Origin of the sequence: Enterobacter sp. BNK-13, assembly GCF_048685015.1 — a bacterium.
Lineage (GTDB): Bacteria > Pseudomonadota > Gammaproteobacteria > Enterobacterales > Enterobacteriaceae > Enterobacter > Enterobacter quasiroggenkampii.
Window position 1 is genome coordinate 4,263,046 of the sequence record NZ_JBLQTP010000001.1, and the last position, 17,013, is coordinate 4,280,058.

The window sequence follows — 17,013 nt, forward strand, 5'->3', positions numbered from 1 at the left end:
CTCACTTTTTTACAACGAATTACGAAAGCCCAACATGTCCGGGTACAACCGAGCAGGGATCCTGGTGAATGATGACGTCTGAACCAGGAAAACGCTGCAAAATCGCCTGCTCTACCTGCTCAGCAATCACGTGAGCCTGAACCAGTGGCAGGTTGTCTTCCATTTCAATATGAATCTGAATAAAGCGGGTCGGCCCTGACTGCCGCGTTCGAAGATCGTGCGCACCGCTGACGCCGGGCCAGGCGGTCACGATAGAAAAAATTTCATTGCGTTCTGAGTCCGGGAGGGCGCGGTCAAGCAGTGATTGCACCGCTTCATACCCCATCCGCAGGGCGCTATATAAAATATAGATACCAATCCCTAACGCAAACAACGCATCGGCCCGATGCCAGCCATACCAGGCCAGACCGAGCGCAATAAGAATAGCCCCATTCATCATAACATCAGATTGATAATGAAGCATATCCGCCCGTACAGCCTGACTTTGCGTTTTGCGAACGACCCAGCGCTGGAACGTTACCAGAACAAGTGTGCATATAAGCGCGACAATCGTCACAACGACGCCGACGCCGGGATCGTTCATCGGTGTCGGCGAGACGAGATGCTGAATGCCGGTGAGAAACAGGAACAGCGCAGAACCGGATATAAACATGCTCTGCGCCAGCGCGGCCAGCGACTCCGCTTTGCCGTGCCCAAACGTGTGCTCTTCATCCGCTGGCTGCAGCGAGTAACGCACCACCAGCAGGTTGGTCAGCGAGGCGGCAATATCGACCAGCGAGTCCACCAGCGCCGCCAGAATACTGACCGATCCGGTATACCACCACGCAAAAACCTTAATGACCAGCAAACACGACGCCATGATGGTCGCGGCCATGGCGGCCCGGTTTACCAGTCTTCCATAGGATTGATTCATAAACGCTCCTGTCATGTCATGCCGCTAGTATAACGGAAGCATGGGGAGTCGAAGGATGAATAAACGGTTAACAAATCAGAATATGGTGCAGAGCCCCCCTTATGTGGGAAAAGACAGGAACAGAGAAGAAAGAAAAACAATAACCGATTGTATTAAAAGAATTTTATTTCACCAACCCGTTACATCCAGACTACACATCCGGTTTGATTGTTACGTTGATATGCACCATCGACGACACTGTCACTGCGACTTAGAAAATACTGAATGGATAAGTTGTTTCCGTATCCAATCGCTCAACAGATACTATTGCATTGTGTCAAACAATAAAAACCTACCACTACTCTGAAAAACCACCACACCATCTAACTCATTGTTCTTTATTAGATTTATAGGATAAGTTAATATTGTTTAATTTCAGCGATATAGTACACTTGATGCTATACATGTTGTACTGGAAAAATTTATCTTAAGAGAATATATATGTCTAATGAACCACTAAAAATTGCGTTTACTGGCGTTTATGATATCGCAAATTATGGAGATCATTTATTTCCGATTATTTTCGATAAAATCATGAAAATGAAAGGTCTGAATATCAAGCTTTATCTTTTCTCACCGGTGGGGGGAACACAAAGCCTCTCATTAAATGAGATTGTCTACCCATTAAATGAGATGGAATCATTGCATCTAAAACATAATTTCGATGCAATTATCGTTGGTGGCGGTGGAATATTCCACTATGCAAGCGGGCAACAAAAAATAAAAAGAGACTCGGACGAGTTCGTAGACTACCCGGTGTTTGAAACATGGGTTATTCCTTCGATAGTTGCATACAAACACAACATAAAATTAATCTGGAATCTACTTGGCGGCTACCATGATTTCTCACCATTTTATCAGAAACTTACTCAGGCCTTATGCGACCCAATTGACTATATATCAGTCCGGGACAACTATACTAAAAAAATCCTGACAGATAGTGGCATAGAGGATACATTAATTAACGTATTTCCTGATTCTGCATTTATGATGACAGAATGTATTCCTCATGAAATTATTGAAAAATCGTTAAAAAATTTAAGAAACAGCGATAAAGAATACATTGTTTATCACGCGAATAGATTTCTACCTAAAAGTGCAATCCCTGATGTTGTAAAGTCATTAGACTATTTTTACAATTTAGGCTTTGAAATCATACTATTACCACTGGCGTATACTCATGATGATGAAAGCATTCTTAGAGAGATAAATCAAAATGCAGATTCCCGATATACTCTTTATGAAAAAGAACTCAATATGTACGAAATTATGAGCATGCTGGCAGGTTGCCACGCTTATATTGGTGTGAGTTTCCATGGCGCAATTACCGCAGCCTGTCATGGGAAAAAAGTTGTGGCCTTTGATTATATGCTGAACGGGAAAACTAAAGATCTCTTCAAGATGTTAGATCTTCAGGATTATTACGTAACTGATTCTACTTCCCTATACGAGCGTACAGTACAATGTCACAAAAACATGTCTCCAGTTATTTTAGATGATAAAATAGCATCTCTGCATCAGCACTTTGACACTATTATTGAATTACTCGTATCAACTAAAACGAAAGAAAAAGGAAGTGATAATTTCCTTATTAACTTTTCTAATACCATATCCAATATAAACAAATCTTTCAGTACATTACAATCCGAGTTCAGACAACTGGATAATCTCAGTAGAGACACCCACATAAAGTATGTAGAGCTACAGGATAAACACGCCGAATTATGTAAGTTGAATATTGAACTGAAGAATAATATCAATACCTTTAGTAGCGCCAACAATGAATTGCAGGATACATTCGACGCCCTTCAACTGCAAAACAAAGAATTATTAAAACAAAAAACCGAAGCTGAAAAATGGATTGATGAAATGAAAAAATCAAGGACCTATAATTTTATTAAAACCATTAATAACATAAAATTAAAAATCAAAGATGTACTCATAAAATAATACAGGGACATGAAAACTCCCTGGTAATAGCAACGAGGAACGCTCAATACCATTTTCTCATGATGTGAAGAATCAACAGGCAAAAAAAACCCCCACATCATGTGGGGGAAGACAGGGATGGTGTCTATGGCAAGGAAAACAGGGTTTACTGGTTACTACGGGTACTGCTATTGCTACTGAAAAACGTCGTTTCTGAGCTTCGCTGCATCCGTGCAACCTCACGCAGCTGATCCATACGCTGCTGATGTCTGGTGTTCAAAACCGCTTGCTGCTCGGGAGTTAGCAGGTGGAACATCTGGTTGCGGACCTTCGCCATTTCAACCTGGCGAGCAACCTGTTCCTGTGCCATTTTTTCGGCCTGAGCGCGAACAGCGCTTTCGTCAAAATTTTCTGCGGTGACAAGGCGATGCATTGTCTCCATTTCGCTAACATTAACAGGGGGCTGGTCGTGTCTCGCCCTCTGCATCAGATCTCGCATCTGTTGACGCTGATGTTCGGTTAAACTTATGCCGTCAAACATATGGCTTTGGCTACTGTGCTGCGTTGTGTCCTCTTGTGAGGAACCGTTATCGCTGATGATAGCTACAGCAGCCTGGCTAAACGCACTGAACGCCAGCGTTGAGGCCATGACGGCAGCGGTAACTTTGCGCATCACTTGCTCCCAAAATCTTTCGTGTCGCGATTCAACGAGAGACAGTCTACGATTCAGGCTGCAAACATGCGTCAGGGGGTGTAAAACAACGTAAAGTCATGGATTAGACAGCCTTGATGTCGTAATTTCTGCCTCGGAGGTAATTAAACAATGAATAAAATCCTGTTAGTTGATGATGACCGAGAGCTCACATCCCTTTTAAAGGAGTTGCTCGACATGGAAGGTTTCAACGTCCTGGTTGCCCATGATGGCGAGCAGGCGCTGAGTCTCCTTGACGACAGCATCGATTTACTTTTGCTCGACGTGATGATGCCGAAGAAAAACGGTATTGATACGTTGAAAGAGCTTCGCCAGACACACCAGACTCCCGTTATCATGCTGACCGCTCGCGGCAGCGAACTCGATCGCGTACTCGGCCTTGAGCTGGGCGCGGATGACTATTTACCGAAGCCGTTTAACGACCGCGAACTGGTCGCCCGTATTCGCGCGATCCTGCGTCGTTCCCACTGGAGCGAGCAGCAGCAGAATACCGACAACAGCTCACCTACCCTTGAAGTCGACTCCCTGAGCCTGAACCCGGGCCGTCAGGAAGCGAGCTTTGATGGCCAGACGCTGGAACTGACCGGCACGGAGTTCACCCTGCTGTATCTGCTGGCGCAGCACCTCGGCCAGGTGGTTTCGCGTGAACATTTAAGCCAGGAAGTGCTGGGCAAACGTCTGACCCCGTTTGACCGCGCCATCGACATGCACATCTCTAACCTGCGCCGTAAGCTGCCGGAGCGTAAAGACGGTCACCCATGGTTTAAAACCCTGCGTGGTCGCGGTTATCTGATGGTTTCCGCTTCATGATAGGAAGCTTAACCGCCCGCATCTTCGCCATCTTCTGGCTGACGCTGGCACTGGTTTTAATGCTCGTACTGATGTTGCCAAAACTCGACTCACGCCAGATGACGGAGCTTCTCGACAGCGAGCAACGTCAGGGCGTGATGATCGAGCAGCACGTGGAAGCCGAGCTGGCAAACGATCCGCCAAACGATTTAATGTGGTGGCGCAGGCTATTTCGCGCTATCGACAAGTGGGCGCCGCCCGGACAACGCCTGCTGCTGGTGACCAGCGAAGGCCGCGTGATTGGCGCCGATCGCAATGAAATGCAGATCATCCGCAACTTCATTGGCCAGGCAGATAACGCCGATCACCCCCAGAAGAAAAAATATGGCCGCGTAGAGATGGTGGGGCCGTTCTCCGTCAGAGATGGCGAGGATAACTATCAGCTCTACCTGATTCGCCCCGCGAGCAGCTCCCAGTCCGACTTTATCAACCTGTTGTTTGACCGCCCTCTCCTGCTGCTGATTGTTACTATGCTGGTCAGCTCGCCTCTGCTGTTATGGCTAGCGTGGAGCCTGGCAAAACCGGCCCGTAAGCTGAAAAATGCGGCTGACGAAGTGGCCCAGGGTAACCTGCGACAACACCCTGAACTGGAAGCCGGACCGCAGGAGTTCCTTGCCGCCGGGACCAGTTTTAACCAGATGGTGAGCGCTCTCGATCGCATGATGACGGCACAACAGCGTCTGCTGTCGGATATCTCGCACGAACTGCGCACCCCGCTTACGCGCTTACAGCTTGGCACCGCGCTGCTGCGCCGCCGCAGCGGGGAGAGCAAAGAGCTGGAGCGTATCGAAACCGAAGCGCATCGTCTGGACAGCATGATCAACGATCTGCTGGTCATGTCGCGCAATCAGCAGAAAAACGCGCTGGTGAGCGAAACGGTGAAAGCCAATCATCTGTGGCATGAAGTGCTGGATAACGCGGCGTTCGAAGCGGAGCAGATGGGCAAATCCTTCACCGTCAACTTCCCGCCGGGTCCATGGCCGCTGTACGGTAACCCCAACACGCTGGAAAGCGCGCTGGAGAATATCGTGCGTAACGCCCTGCGCTACTCGCACACGAAGATTGAGGTGGCGTTCTCGGTGGATAAAGACGGGATCACCGTCATTGTCGACGACGACGGTCCTGGCGTCAGCCCGGAAGACCGCGAGCAGATTTTCCGTCCGTTCTATCGTACCGACGAAGCGCGTGACCGGGAATCGGGCGGTACGGGACTGGGTCTGGCGATTGTGGAAACCGCCATGCAGCAGCATCGCGGCTGGGTGAAAGCCGACGACAGCCCGCTGGGTGGGCTGCGGTTAACGCTGTGGCTACCGTTGTATAAGCGTTCGTAGCTGTTAGTGCCGGGTGGCGGCTTCGCCTTACCCGGCCTACGCTTTACGGAGGACTATTTACCCCACAACCTCCGCGAATTATCCTCGATCTTGCTGCTTAAACGCCGCTTCTGCATCGTTCTTGTCCAGCTGGTCGATAACCCCGCCGCCGACAGCAGGCGATGATACTGCTCGTCATCAAACGGCATATGCCAGGCAATGGCGCAGGCGTCGTAAACAGACACTTCACTCAGGCGTGATGCCAGCTCAAGCGGCGCATCCGCTGACACCTGCCCAGCCAGCACTACACGGTACAGCCAGCCGGTTTTACCCGCGTTTTGCATCTGAGCCGACATGTCATGAATACCGAAATGGAAGTTGAGCTTGAAGCACGGCGAGCGCGGCTGCGTCACCTGAATCAGGGCATCGCCCCAGCGGTAGATATCACCTATAAACACGTTCTTTTCGGTGAGCCCTTCGGTGGAGAGATTCTCGCCAAACGCGGGGGCGACGAAGAGGTCCGCCTGCTCGGGGAACTCGGTTTTCCAGTGCTGATAGTGCTCGCGCGGGTAGTGGCACAGCGCGCGCTCGGGCCCACCGTGGATCTTCTTTTCGGCCTGCTCGTCGCCCGCAAGCCCAAGGTCGGTTAACGTCAGCTCACCGTCGACCTGAATTTTGGCGATGGCGCTCGGGCGGCTGCCGTCGTACTCCCTTACCTTGCCTGTAAATACATTCACCGGGTAATGCATCGCTGCCTCCATTACGCAGATACAAAAAAAGCGAGCCATCAGACTCGCTTCTCACAGGCGTCAATGCAACCTTATTTTTTAGCGGCGAAACGCGCTGCTGCTTCGTCCCAGTTCACCACGTCCCAGAACGCTTTGATGTAGTCCGGGCGACGGTTCTGGAATTTCAGGTAGTAAGCGTGTTCCCACACGTCCAGACCCAGGATTGGGAAGCCGGATGCGCCAGAGATCGCTTCACCCATCAGCGGGGAGTCCTGGTTCGCGGTAGAAACCACCGCCAGTTTGTCACCTTTCAGAACCAGCCACGCCCAGCCGGAGCCGAAGCGGGTTGCAGCGGCTTTTTCGAATTCCGCTTTGAAGTTGTCAACAGAACCGAAGTCGCGCTCGATAGCCGCTTTCAGGTCGCCCTGCAGGGTGGTACCGGTCTTCAGGCCTTTCCAGAACAGGCTGTGGTTTGCGTGGCCGCCCGCGTTGTTACGCAGCACGGTTTTCTTGTCCGCTGGCAGCTGGTCCAGCTTGGTGATCAGCTCTTCAACAGGCAGGTTAGCGAATTCTGGCAGGCTTTCCAGCGCGGCGTTCGCGTTGTTCACATAGGTCTGGTGGTGTTTAGTGTGATGGATTTCCATCGTCTGCTTGTCGAAATGCGGTTCCAGTGCGTCGTAGGCATACGGCAGGGATGGCAGTGTATAACTCATAATCCTCTCCATTATTGTCGGGCGGCACAGCTGTTAATGCCGCGTAAGCAGTTAGTTCATTATAGTTAATTAAATGATATTGAAAATGATTATCAATGCCGTAGTTTTTATAAGGTTATTCAGTTTTCGATTAATAGCGGAAATGTGAGTCTGCTCACGCGGTTAACGTGCTGATTGCCATCCAGAACACCTGTGCGGCAACCTTCTGAAGGTTCCCGGACTGCCTAATTTTTACACTCCTTAAGTCGAAGAGAAGCCACTGACGATAAAAACGATGAGGGTGTAAAAATGAATCATGCGATTACGATGGGTATCTTCTGGCATTTGATAGGCGCTGCCAGTGCAGCCTGTTTCTATGCTCCGTTTAAAAAGGTGAGAGGCTGGTCATGGGAAACCATGTGGTCCGTTGGCGGGGTCGTGTCCTGGCTGATTTTGCCCTGGACCATTAGCGCCATGCTGCTGCCCGATTTCTGGGGTTACTTCTCCTCCTTCAGCGCCTCCACCCTGCTGCCCGTGTTCCTGTTCGGCGCGATGTGGGGCGTCGGTAACATCAACTATGGCCTCACCATGCGCTATCTCGGCATGTCGATGGGCATTGGTATCGCGATTGGCATTACGCTGATCGTCGGAACCCTGATGACGCCAGTTCTCAACGGCAACGTCGAGGTGCTTATTAATACTCAGGGTGGGCGGATGACGCTCCTGGGCGTGCTGGTGGCGGTCGTTGGCGTAGGAATCGTGACTCGCGCGGGGCAGCTGAAAGAGCGCAAGATGGGCATTAAAGCCGAAGATTTTAACCTGAAGAAAGGTCTGCTGCTGGCGGTGATGTGCGGCATCTTCTCGGCCGGTATGTCGTTCGCGATGAATGCTGCCAGGCCTATGCATGACGCCGCCGCCGCGCTGGGCGTCGATCCGCTGTATGTTGCGCTGCCAAGCTATGTCGTGATTATGGGTGGCGGCGCGATGGTTAACCTGGGCTTCTGCTTCATTCGTCTCGCAAAAGTGAAAAACCTGTCGGTAAAAACCGACTTCTCGCTGGCAACATCGCTTATCATCACCAACGTGTTACTCTCCGCGCTCGGCGGCCTGATGTGGTACTTACAGTTTTTCTTCTACGCCTGGGGCCATGCCAGCATTCCGGTGCAATACGACTACGTAAGCTGGATGCTGCACATGAGTTTCTACGTACTGTGTGGCGGGCTGGTCGGTCTGGTGCTGAAAGAGTGGAAGAACGCCGGACATCGTCCGGTTGGCGTACTGAGCCTCGGCTGCGTGGTGATCATTATCGCTGCCAATATCGTCGGCCTCGGCATGGCAAACTGATCACGACCCCTTTCGACTGCGATGACGCCACTGTACCGGCGTCATCCCCACCTCACGATTAAACACCACTGAAAAATAGTTACTGTCTTCAAAGCCGCAGCACATCGCCACATCACTGACCATCCACTCCGTATGCTGCAGGAGATATTGTGCATGGCAGATGCGCAGCTGGCGCAGATAGTGGTTGACCGTCATCCCGGTCAGGGTGCGGAACTGCTGGCGCAACGCGCGCTCGCTGCACTGCTCCTGCTCGCAGAATTTCTCCAGTATAAAGTTTTTATTCAGGCTGCCCGCAAGCGTGGTGATGAGCTTATCCAGCAGCGCTTCCTGCGTCGTGGCGGAGGGGTTATCAGTGGCGTAACGATGGCGCTTTAACGTCACCACCAGCTGGGCGAAAAGCAACTCCGCTAGCTGGTTAGAAACGGGGTCGTTCTTCTGGCTCTCCTGCTCCAGTTGAGAAATAACCTGCCGTACCTGAGCCATGCCGTTACTGCTTAAGCGCCAGTGCGGAGAACCCTTAGCATCAAGAAAACCCGGAATGCTTGCGGCCCAGTCCACGTTAAGCCTGAGCCTGTCCGGACAGTAAATAACGTTCTGCAGCACCAGGTCATTAACCGAGGCGTAGGAATGTTTATCCTCCGCGCGAATATAGAACAGATCTCCGCGCGTGATGCGGTAGGGACGGTCGTTGAGGATGTGCAGGCCGTTACCGCGCCATACCAGCACCAGTTCGCAAAACTCGTGGGTATGTTCGGCAAAGACGTCTTGCGGGTAGCGGTCGGCCACCGTCACGGCCTGGCTCGCGGAGGCATAAAAATCATCTTTGCGAAGGATTAACTGAGCAGCCACACCACGACCTCTACACCGAATAACCTGACACTATTAGCTTTTTTGCGGAAATAAAACGGTGACTGCCCTCGCGTTACTGAAGCATCGCGTCTTTCCCCTGACGAATATCACGCGGCGACCAGTTAAATTCCCGACGAAACAGCGTTGAAAAGTGATTGCTGTCACCAAAACCGCAGCAATAGGCGATATCCGTGACGCTTTCGTCGGTATGACGTAAAAGATGACGCGCTTTGATCAGGCGCAGACGGTTGAGATATCGCTGCGGCGTCATACCGGTATGCTGTTTAAGCTGGCGATGCAGGGTGCGCAGCGACAGTGAAAAATCATCCGCAAGCGTTTCCCAGCAGACATCCTCAGCGAAATGATCTTCCAGCCAGGCCATCAGATGGTTCAGGCGCGCGTTGTTATCTTCCAGCCCTTCAACCAGGCTGCTGCGGCGCAGCAGCACCAGAAGCTGCATAAACAGCAGTTCGCGCGTGGCAATGGCGTGCGTCTCCCGCCCGTCCTCGCTCTTCTCCATTTGGTCCACCAGCTGACGCACCTGCTGCAGGGTGGACTGATTCACGCGCCAGTGCGACGGATAGTGTCCGTCTTGCTCCTGGGGCAACAGCTGATTCAGCCGCGAAAGAAACTGGAACGCATCCGGGGAACGGTAGAGCACATTCGTCAGATACAGGTTGTCGGTATGCTCATACAGGTGCCGATCGTGGTCGCGCACGAAGCACACCGTACCGCCGCTGATGGTATACGGCTGGCCATTGAAGACATGAATACCCGTCCCGCGCTCAACAATCACAATTTCATGAAAATCATGGTGATGCTCCGGGAACGCGGCCTGAGGAAGCCGTGGCTCAATCGCGACAGGCGCCCCTCCTGAAGGAAAAAAATCCACGCTGTGCAGTACGGTCATAACGGCCTCCACCAATGAAAAATGTTCTCAAAATAGTAATTAAGGCCTTCCGCACTCACCTTCAATTTTTGGCAGTAAACCTCGCAAAAGCTGTCCATTTTTCAAGAAACAGGGGGAAAGATCGGGAAATGCGGTCAGCGTCACACTGCCTGAAAATCCCGCTACCACTGGAAACTGTGAACTCCCTCACATTCACCTTTGCTTTCTTGCCAGCGCGAGATTTGGCCTGTCAGTGGTGAGAAGGTGACTTTTTCTTCCCTTTTTTACACTCACCGCTAATGACTTAAGAAAGGACCCGACTATGACTTTTCGCCATTGTGTGGCTGTCGATTTAGGCGCATCCAGCGGGCGCGTAATGCTCGCGAGCTGGGACCGTGAGCAGCACACGCTTGCGCTTCGCGAAATGCACCGTTTCGCCAACTGCCTGCAAAAACAGGAAGGTTTTGTGGCCTGGGATATCGATGCCCTGGAGGCGGAGATCCGTATCGGACTGAACAACGTCTGCAACGATGGTATTCGCATCGACAGCATCGGCATTGATACCTGGGGCGTGGACTACGTTCTGCTTGATCGCCATGGCGAACGCGTCGGCTTGCCGGTTTCTTATCGCGACAACCGCACCGACGACCTGATGGCGCACGCTATCGCCCAGCTTGGTAAGGACAACATCTACAGACGCAGCGGCATTCAGTTTCTGCCGTTTAACACGCTTTATCAGCTGCGTGCTTTGGTCGAGCAACAGCCAGAGCTGGTGGCGGACGTGGCCCATGCGCTGCTGATCCCGGACTACCTGAGCTATCGCCTGACCGGCAACATGAACTGGGAATATACCAACGCCACCACCACGCAGTTGGTCAACATCAACTCGGATAACTGGGATGAACATCTGCTGGCCTGGACGGGAGCGTCGCCTTCCTGGTTCGGCACACCAACCCACCCGGGTAATGTGATCGGTCACTGGATTTGCCCACAGGGGAACGCAATTCCTGTCGTTGCCGTCGCCAGCCACGATACCGCCAGCGCGGTGATTGCTTCCCCACTTGCGAGCAAAGACGCGGCTTATCTCTCGTCCGGTACCTGGTCGCTGATGGGCTTTGAGAGCAAAACCCCGTACGCCAGCGATGCTGCCATGGCCGCAAACATTACCAACGAAGGGGGTGCCGAAGGCCGCTATCGCGTACTGAAAAACATCATGGGGTTGTGGCTGCTCCAGCGGGTGCTGAAAGAGCAGAACATTACCGACCTGCCTGCGCTTATCGCCGAAACCGAGAAGCTGAAGGCCTGCACGTTCCTGATCAACCCGAACGATGAGCGCTTTATCAATCCGGCGCACATGAGCGCCGAAATTCAGGCCGCCTGCGTCGAGGTCGGGCAGCCGGTGCCGTCCAGCCCTCCCGAACTGGCGCGCTGCATTTTTGACAGCCTCGCCCTGCTGTATGCCGACATCCTCAGCGAGCTGGCGAGCCTTCGCGGAAAACCCTTCAGCCAGTTGCATATCGTGGGCGGCGGCTGCCAGAACCAACTGCTGAACCAGCTATGCGCCGATGCCTGCGGCATCACCGTGGTGGCAGGTCCCGTGGAGGCCTCCACGCTCGGCAATATCGGCATTCAGCTGATGACTCTGGACGAACTTTCCAACGTTGACGACTTCCGTTCGGTGGTGACGGCGAACGCCAGTCTGACCACCTTCACACCCAATCCCTGCCATGAAATTGCTCGCTTTCGCGCGCAGTTTCAGCAAAACCGACTGACTAAGGAGCTTTGTGCATGACAACTCAATTAGAACAAGCCTGGGATCTGGCTAAACAGCGTTTCGCCGCCGTCGGCGTAGATGTCGAAGAGGCGCTGCGCCAGCTCGACCATCTGCCCGTCTCCATGCACTGCTGGCAGGGCGATGACGTCGCTGGCTTCGAGAACCCAGGCGGTTCCCTGACGGGGGGTATTCAGGCCACGGGTAACTATCCAGGCAAAGCGCGCAACGCGACCGAACTGCGCGCCGACCTTGAACTGGCGCTGAGCCTGATCCCGGGGCCAAAGCGCCTGAACCTTCATGCAATTTATCTCGAATCCGATGAGCCGGTGGCGCGCAACGAAATCAAACCGGAACACTTTAAGAACTGGGTAGAGTGGGCCAAAACCAACAGGCTGGGCCTGGACTTTAACCCGTCCTGCTTCTCACATCCGCTGAGTGCGGACGGTTTTACTCTCGCCCACGCGGACAACGACATCCGCCAGTTCTGGATCGATCACGTGAAGGCCAGCCGCCGCGTTTCGGCGTATTTCGGCGAGCAGCTCGGCACACCGTCGGTGATGAACATTTGGATCCCGGACGGCATGAAGGATATCACCGTCGATCGTCTGGCTCCGCGCCAGCGCCTGCTGGCCGCGCTGGATGAGGCTCTCAGCGAGAAGCTGGACCCGGCGCACCACATCGACGCCGTCGAGAGCAAGCTGTTCGGCATAGGCGCCGAGAGCTATACCGTTGGCTCAAACGAGTTCTATATGGGTTACGCCACCAGCCGCCAGACCGCGCTGTGTCTGGATGCTGGCCACTTCCACCCGACCGAGGTGATCTCCGACAAAATCTCCGCCGCCATGCTCTACGTGCCGCGTCTGCTGCTGCACGTCAGCCGTCCGGTGCGCTGGGACAGCGACCACGTGGTGCTGCTGGATGACGAAACCCAGGCGATTGCCAGCGAAATCATCCGCCACGACCTCTTTGACCGCGTACACATCGGCCTCGACTTCTTCGATGCCTCCATCAACCGCATCGCGGCGTGGGTTATCGGCACCCGCAATATGAAGAAAGCCCTGCTGCGCGCGTTGCTGGAGCCTGTCGCCACGCTGAAACAGCTGGAGGCTAACGGTGACTACACCGCACGTCTGGCACTGCTGGAAGAGCAGAAATCCCTGCCGTGGCAGGCAGTGTGGGAGATGTACTGCCAGCGTAACGATGCCCCAGCGGGCAGCCAGTGGCTGAACAACGTGCGGGCGTATGAGAAAGACGTTCTCGCCGCTCGTCAGTAAAAACATCGCCCGGCAGCACGTTGCCTGCCGGGTCTACGGGTAAGAGTAGGCCGGGTAAGCGTAGCGCCACCCGGCATTTTCAAAGGAACCACAGTATGCAGACTATCACCCACTCCTGGTTCGTCCAGGGCATGATCAAAGCCACCTCCGATGCCTGGCTGAAAGGCTGGGACGAGCGCAACGGCGGCAACCTGACGCTGCGCCTGGACGACGCGGATATCGAACCTTTCGCGGCCGATTTCCACGCGAAGCCGCGCTATATCGCGCTGAGCCAGCCGATGCCGCTGCTCGCCAACACGCCGTTTATCGTCACCGGTTCCGGCAAGTTTTTCCGTAACGTCCAGCTCGACCCGGAGGCCAACCTCGGCGTGGTGAAAGTGGACAGCGACGGCGCGGGTTACCACATTCTGTGGGGGCTGACGGATGAAGCGGTGCCCACCTCCGAACTGCCGGCGCACTTCCTCTCCCACTGCGAGCGCATCAAAGCGACCAATGGCAAGGACCGCGTGATCATGCACTGCCACGCCACGAACCTGATCGCCCTGACCTACGTGCTGGAAAACAGCGCCGATGTCATCACCCGCAAGCTCTGGGAAGGCAGTACCGAGTGTCTGGTGGTGTTCCCGGATGGCGTGGGCATTCTGCCGTGGATGGTACCGGGTACCGACGAAATCGGCCAGGCAACCGCCGTTGATATGCAAAAACATTCTCTGGTGCTATGGCCGTTCCACGGCGTGTTCGGCAGCGGTCCAACGCTGGATGAAACCTTTGGCCTGATCGACACCGCCGAGAAATCAGCGGAAGTGCTGGTGAAGGTGTACGCCATGGGCGGCATGAAGCAGACCATTCCCCGGGAAGCGCTCATCGCCCTCGGCAAGCGCTTTGGCGTGAGCCCGCTGCAATCCGCGCTGGATTTATATGCATAACGCCTTTGCAGGACAAACGTTGATCGTTAAGGAGAATTATCATGAGCTTTATGTTGGCGCTTCCAAAAATCAGCCTTCACGGCGCGGGCGCAATCGGCGATATGGTCAATCTGGTAGCGAACAAGCAGTGGGGAAAAGCGCTGATTGTCACCGACGGCCAGCTGGTGAAGCTGGGCTTGCTCGACAGCCTGTTTACCGCGCTGGACGCCCATCAGATGTCGTATCACCTGTTCGATGAGGTGTTCCCGAACCCAACAGAAGCGCTGGTGCAAAAAGGATTTTCGGCTTACCGGGACGCAGAGTGTGATTACGTCATTGCCTTTGGCGGCGGCAGCCCGATTGATACCGCCAAGGCGATTAAAATCCTCACCGCTAACCCCGGCCCGTCAACCGATTATTCCGGCGTCGGCAAGGTGAAAAATGCGGGGGTGCCGCTGGTAGCGATCAACACCACCGCAGGGACGGCGGCGGAAATGACCAGTAATGCGGTGATCATCGACTCCGCGCGTCAGGTGAAAGAGGTGATCATCGACCCGAACATCATCCCGGATATCGCCGTGGACGATGCCAGCGTCATGCTGGATATTCCGGCCTCCGTGACCGCCGCAACCGGTATGGACGCATTAACCCACGCCATTGAAGCCTATGTGTCCGTTGGCGCGCACCCGCTGACCGATGCCAACGCGCTGGAGGCGATTCGCCTGATCAACCTGTGGCTGCCGGAAGCGGTTGATAACGGTCATAACCTTGAGGCGCGCGAGCAGATGGCGTTTGGCCAGTATCTGGCGGGCATGGCGTTTAACAGTGCGGGTCTGGGTCTGGTACACGCTCTGGCGCACCAGCCGGGCGCGACGCATAACCTGCCGCACGGCGTGTGCAACGCCATTCTGCTGCCGATCGTCGAAAGCTTTAACCGCCCGCACGCCATCACCCGCTTCGCCCGCGTGGCGCAGGCGATGGGCGTCGATACCCGCGGCATGAGTGATGAAGCCGCCGGCATGTCCGCCATTCAGGCGATTCGCGACCTGAGCGCTCGCGTCGGCATTCCTGCGGGGTTCAGCCAGCTCGGCGTCACTAAAGCCGATATCGAAGGCTGGCTGGATAAAGCCCTCGCGGATCCGTGTGCGCCATGCAATCCGCGCACCGCCAGCCGCGATGAAGTCCGCGAGCTCTATCTGGAGGCATTATGATCCGCAAAGCGTTTGTGATGCAGGTGAACCCGGACGCGCACGAGGAGTACGCGCGTCGCCACAATCCAATTTGGCCCGAGCTTGAAGCGGTGCTGAAAGACCACGGCGCTCACCACTACGCCATTTATCTCGACAAAGCACGTAACCTGCTGTTTGCGACCGTGGAGATTGAATCGGAGGAGCGCTGGAGCGCGGTAGCGAATACCGACGTCTGCCAGCGCTGGTGGAAACATATGGGCGACGTCATGCCGTCGAACCCGGATAACAGCCCGGTGAGTGCGGAGCTTAAAGAGGTCTTTTACCTGGACTGATGTGTTAGCGCTGCCGCCCCCGCGGCGGCGGCAATCTCCTGCCTGCTGCTCAGCGTAAACGCCGACACCACCGTAATCGCCAGCACGAAACAGCCCAGCATCAGATACGTCTCCTGGAAGCCGATCCGGTCATACATATTCCCGGCAAAAGCGGAGAGAATAATCGCCGCCGACTGTTTGGCAAACTGGAAGCCGATCAGATAGATAGTCGCCGACAGTCGGGTATCAAACACCCCGGTGATGTACTTGAAGGCGCCCACCAGCAGGAACGGGACTTCCAGCGCGTGCAGCATCTTGAGGGCAATCACCTCCACGGCAGTGGTGGCGAACGACGAGCCGATAATGCGTGTCGCCATAATCACCCCGGCGATCAGCAGCGTGTTCTTCGCGCCGATGCGGTTAATGATCCACGGCGAACAGAACATAATGATGGCATTACAAATCTCCCCGGCAGTCGTTGCGAAACCAAAGGCGCGGGTCCCCTCCTGCGGCGTGGCGAAGAAGGTTTTAAAGAAGGTGGCAAACTGCTGATCGAAAACGTCATACACGCAGGCCACGCCAATCACGTAGAGGATAAACATCCACATTCTGCGCTGGCGGAACAGGTTGAACACGGTTTTTGCGGTGATTTGCGGCTGGTTCGCGCCCAAGGCATTCATGACCTGCGCCGTCTGGTTGGGCTTCGGCTTCGCGACCACCAGCAGCAGCATCAGCAGCAATGCCGCTCCCGATCCCATCCAGAAAACATACGATGGATCGATGCCGAACAGGATGCCGCCCGTGGAGGCGCACAAGCCCCAGCCGAGACAGCCAAACATCCGCGCCTTGCCGTATTCAAAGAAGCTGTTGCGGCTCACGCGTTCGATGTAGGCCTCAATCGCCCCCGATCCGGCCGAAAATACAAAACCGATATACAGCCCGCCGCTCAGCGCGCCCAGCCAGATATTGGCTTTCAGCAGCGGCGCGAAGACGTACAGGAAGAACGGTGCGAACAGAACCAGCAGCACCGCGATGATCCACAGAAGGTGTTTTTTCAGCCCCAGCTTGTCCGAAATAACGCCCAGTAGCGGCTGGAACGCGATGGCCGACAGCGAGATGCAGGAGAAGACAATCCCGGTATGGGTTTTATTCAGGCCGATGATGTCCGACAGCCAAATCGGCAGGAACGGAAAGCAGGTGGCCATGATGAAGAAGTAGAGAAAGAAGAACAGCCCGAAGATCCAGAAGTTAGGGTTGTCTTTGTGGGTACAGGTTGTTGTGTTCATTATTTTTATCCTCAACGGA

General features: G+C 54.2%; 16 protein-coding genes. 9 read left to right on the forward strand and 7 right to left on the reverse strand.

The window, feature by feature from the left end; all coding sequences use genetic code 11:
- Nucleotides 1–19: 19 nt before the first annotated feature.
- Nucleotides 20–913 carry a CDF family cation-efflux transporter FieF gene (fieF, locus tag ACMGGQ_RS20565; RefSeq protein WP_045909114.1) on the reverse strand — a complete coding sequence of 298 codons (894 nt, stop codon included), beginning with the start codon at nt 911–913 and terminating at the stop codon, nt 20–22.
- A 480-nt stretch (nt 914–1,393) separates the two neighbouring features.
- Here fieF and ACMGGQ_RS20570 point away from each other — a divergent pair, with 480 nt between their 5' ends.
- Nucleotides 1,394–2,902: a polysaccharide pyruvyl transferase family protein gene (locus ACMGGQ_RS20570; protein WP_420290443.1), complete on the forward strand. Its 1,509-nt coding sequence runs from the start codon at nt 1,394–1,396 to the stop codon at nt 2,900–2,902.
- Between the two features lie 145 nt (nt 2,903–3,047).
- Here the strand turns inward: ACMGGQ_RS20570 and cpxP are convergent, their stop codons facing one another.
- Nucleotides 3,048–3,554, reverse strand: a complete 507-nt coding sequence (gene cpxP, locus ACMGGQ_RS20575) for a cell-envelope stress modulator CpxP (RefSeq protein WP_045909112.1) — start codon at nt 3,552–3,554, stop codon at nt 3,048–3,050.
- A 150-nt stretch (nt 3,555–3,704) separates the two neighbouring features.
- Here cpxP and cpxR point away from each other — a divergent pair, with 150 nt between their 5' ends.
- Nucleotides 3,705–4,403, forward strand: coding sequence for an envelope stress response regulator transcription factor CpxR (gene cpxR, locus ACMGGQ_RS20580; protein WP_006179159.1), 699 nt, complete (start codon nt 3,705–3,707; stop codon nt 4,401–4,403).
- Nucleotides 4,400–5,773: an envelope stress sensor histidine kinase CpxA gene (gene cpxA / locus ACMGGQ_RS20585; RefSeq protein ID WP_014885717.1), complete on the forward strand. Its 1,374-nt coding sequence runs from the start codon at nt 4,400–4,402 to the stop codon at nt 5,771–5,773. The genes cpxR and cpxA overlap by 4 nt, the downstream gene beginning before the upstream one ends.
- A gap of 53 nt (nt 5,774–5,826) precedes the next feature.
- Here cpxA and yiiM read toward each other — a convergent pair whose 3' ends face one another.
- Both yiiM and sodA read right to left on the reverse strand, forming a co-directional pair.
- Nucleotides 5,827–6,501 carry a 6-hydroxyaminopurine reductase gene (gene yiiM, locus ACMGGQ_RS20590; protein WP_196347436.1) on the reverse strand — a complete coding sequence of 225 codons (675 nt, stop codon included), beginning with the start codon at nt 6,499–6,501 and terminating at the stop codon, nt 5,827–5,829.
- Nucleotides 6,502–6,572: 71 nt separating this feature from the next.
- Nucleotides 6,573–7,193, reverse strand: coding sequence for a superoxide dismutase [Mn] (gene sodA / locus ACMGGQ_RS20595; RefSeq protein WP_003861999.1), 621 nt, complete (start codon nt 7,191–7,193; stop codon nt 6,573–6,575).
- Between the two features lie 288 nt (nt 7,194–7,481).
- Between sodA and rhaT the strand changes: the two genes are divergently transcribed.
- Nucleotides 7,482–8,516, forward strand: a complete 1,035-nt coding sequence (rhaT, locus tag ACMGGQ_RS20600; RefSeq protein WP_048028388.1) for an L-rhamnose/proton symporter RhaT — start codon at nt 7,482–7,484, stop codon at nt 8,514–8,516.
- Here the strand turns inward: rhaT and rhaR are convergent, their stop codons facing one another.
- Nucleotides 8,517–9,365 (reverse strand): HTH-type transcriptional activator RhaR, encoded by an 849-nt coding sequence (gene rhaR / locus ACMGGQ_RS20605; protein ID WP_045909109.1) that lies wholly within the window; start codon nt 9,363–9,365, stop codon nt 8,517–8,519.
- Between the two features lie 73 nt (nt 9,366–9,438).
- Nucleotides 9,439–10,275, reverse strand: coding sequence for an HTH-type transcriptional activator RhaS (gene rhaS / locus ACMGGQ_RS20610; RefSeq protein WP_048226845.1), 837 nt, complete (start codon nt 10,273–10,275; stop codon nt 9,439–9,441).
- 301 nt (nt 10,276–10,576) lie between these two features.
- Between rhaS and rhaB the strand changes: the two genes are divergently transcribed.
- From rhaB to rhaM, 5 genes are all read left to right on the forward strand, one after another.
- Nucleotides 10,577–12,046 carry a rhamnulokinase gene (rhaB, locus tag ACMGGQ_RS20615; protein ID WP_420290444.1) on the forward strand — a complete coding sequence of 490 codons (1,470 nt, stop codon included), beginning with the start codon at nt 10,577–10,579 and terminating at the stop codon, nt 12,044–12,046.
- Nucleotides 12,043–13,302 (forward strand): L-rhamnose isomerase, encoded by a 1,260-nt coding sequence (rhaA, locus tag ACMGGQ_RS20620; RefSeq protein WP_420290445.1) that lies wholly within the window; start codon nt 12,043–12,045, stop codon nt 13,300–13,302. Before rhaB ends, rhaA begins: the two co-directional genes overlap by 4 nt.
- A 95-nt stretch (nt 13,303–13,397) precedes the next feature.
- Nucleotides 13,398–14,228 (forward strand): rhamnulose-1-phosphate aldolase, encoded by an 831-nt coding sequence (gene rhaD / locus ACMGGQ_RS20625; RefSeq protein WP_048028382.1) that lies wholly within the window; start codon nt 13,398–13,400, stop codon nt 14,226–14,228.
- Nucleotides 14,229–14,269: 41 nt separating this feature from the next.
- A complete protein-coding gene (gene fucO, locus ACMGGQ_RS20630) occupies nt 14,270–15,418 on the forward strand; it encodes a lactaldehyde reductase (protein WP_420290446.1) in 1,149 nt (382 codons plus the stop codon).
- Nucleotides 15,415–15,729, forward strand: a complete 315-nt coding sequence (gene rhaM, locus ACMGGQ_RS20635; RefSeq protein WP_048226835.1) for an L-rhamnose mutarotase — start codon at nt 15,415–15,417, stop codon at nt 15,727–15,729. The genes fucO and rhaM overlap by 4 nt, the downstream gene beginning before the upstream one ends.
- On the opposite strand, the gene ACMGGQ_RS20640 is transcribed toward rhaM, so the two are convergent.
- Nucleotides 15,717–16,994 (reverse strand): MFS transporter, encoded by a 1,278-nt coding sequence (locus tag ACMGGQ_RS20640; protein ID WP_048226833.1) that lies wholly within the window; start codon nt 16,992–16,994, stop codon nt 15,717–15,719. The genes rhaM and ACMGGQ_RS20640 overlap by 13 nt on opposite strands.
- Between the last annotated feature and the right edge of the window lie 19 nt (nt 16,995–17,013).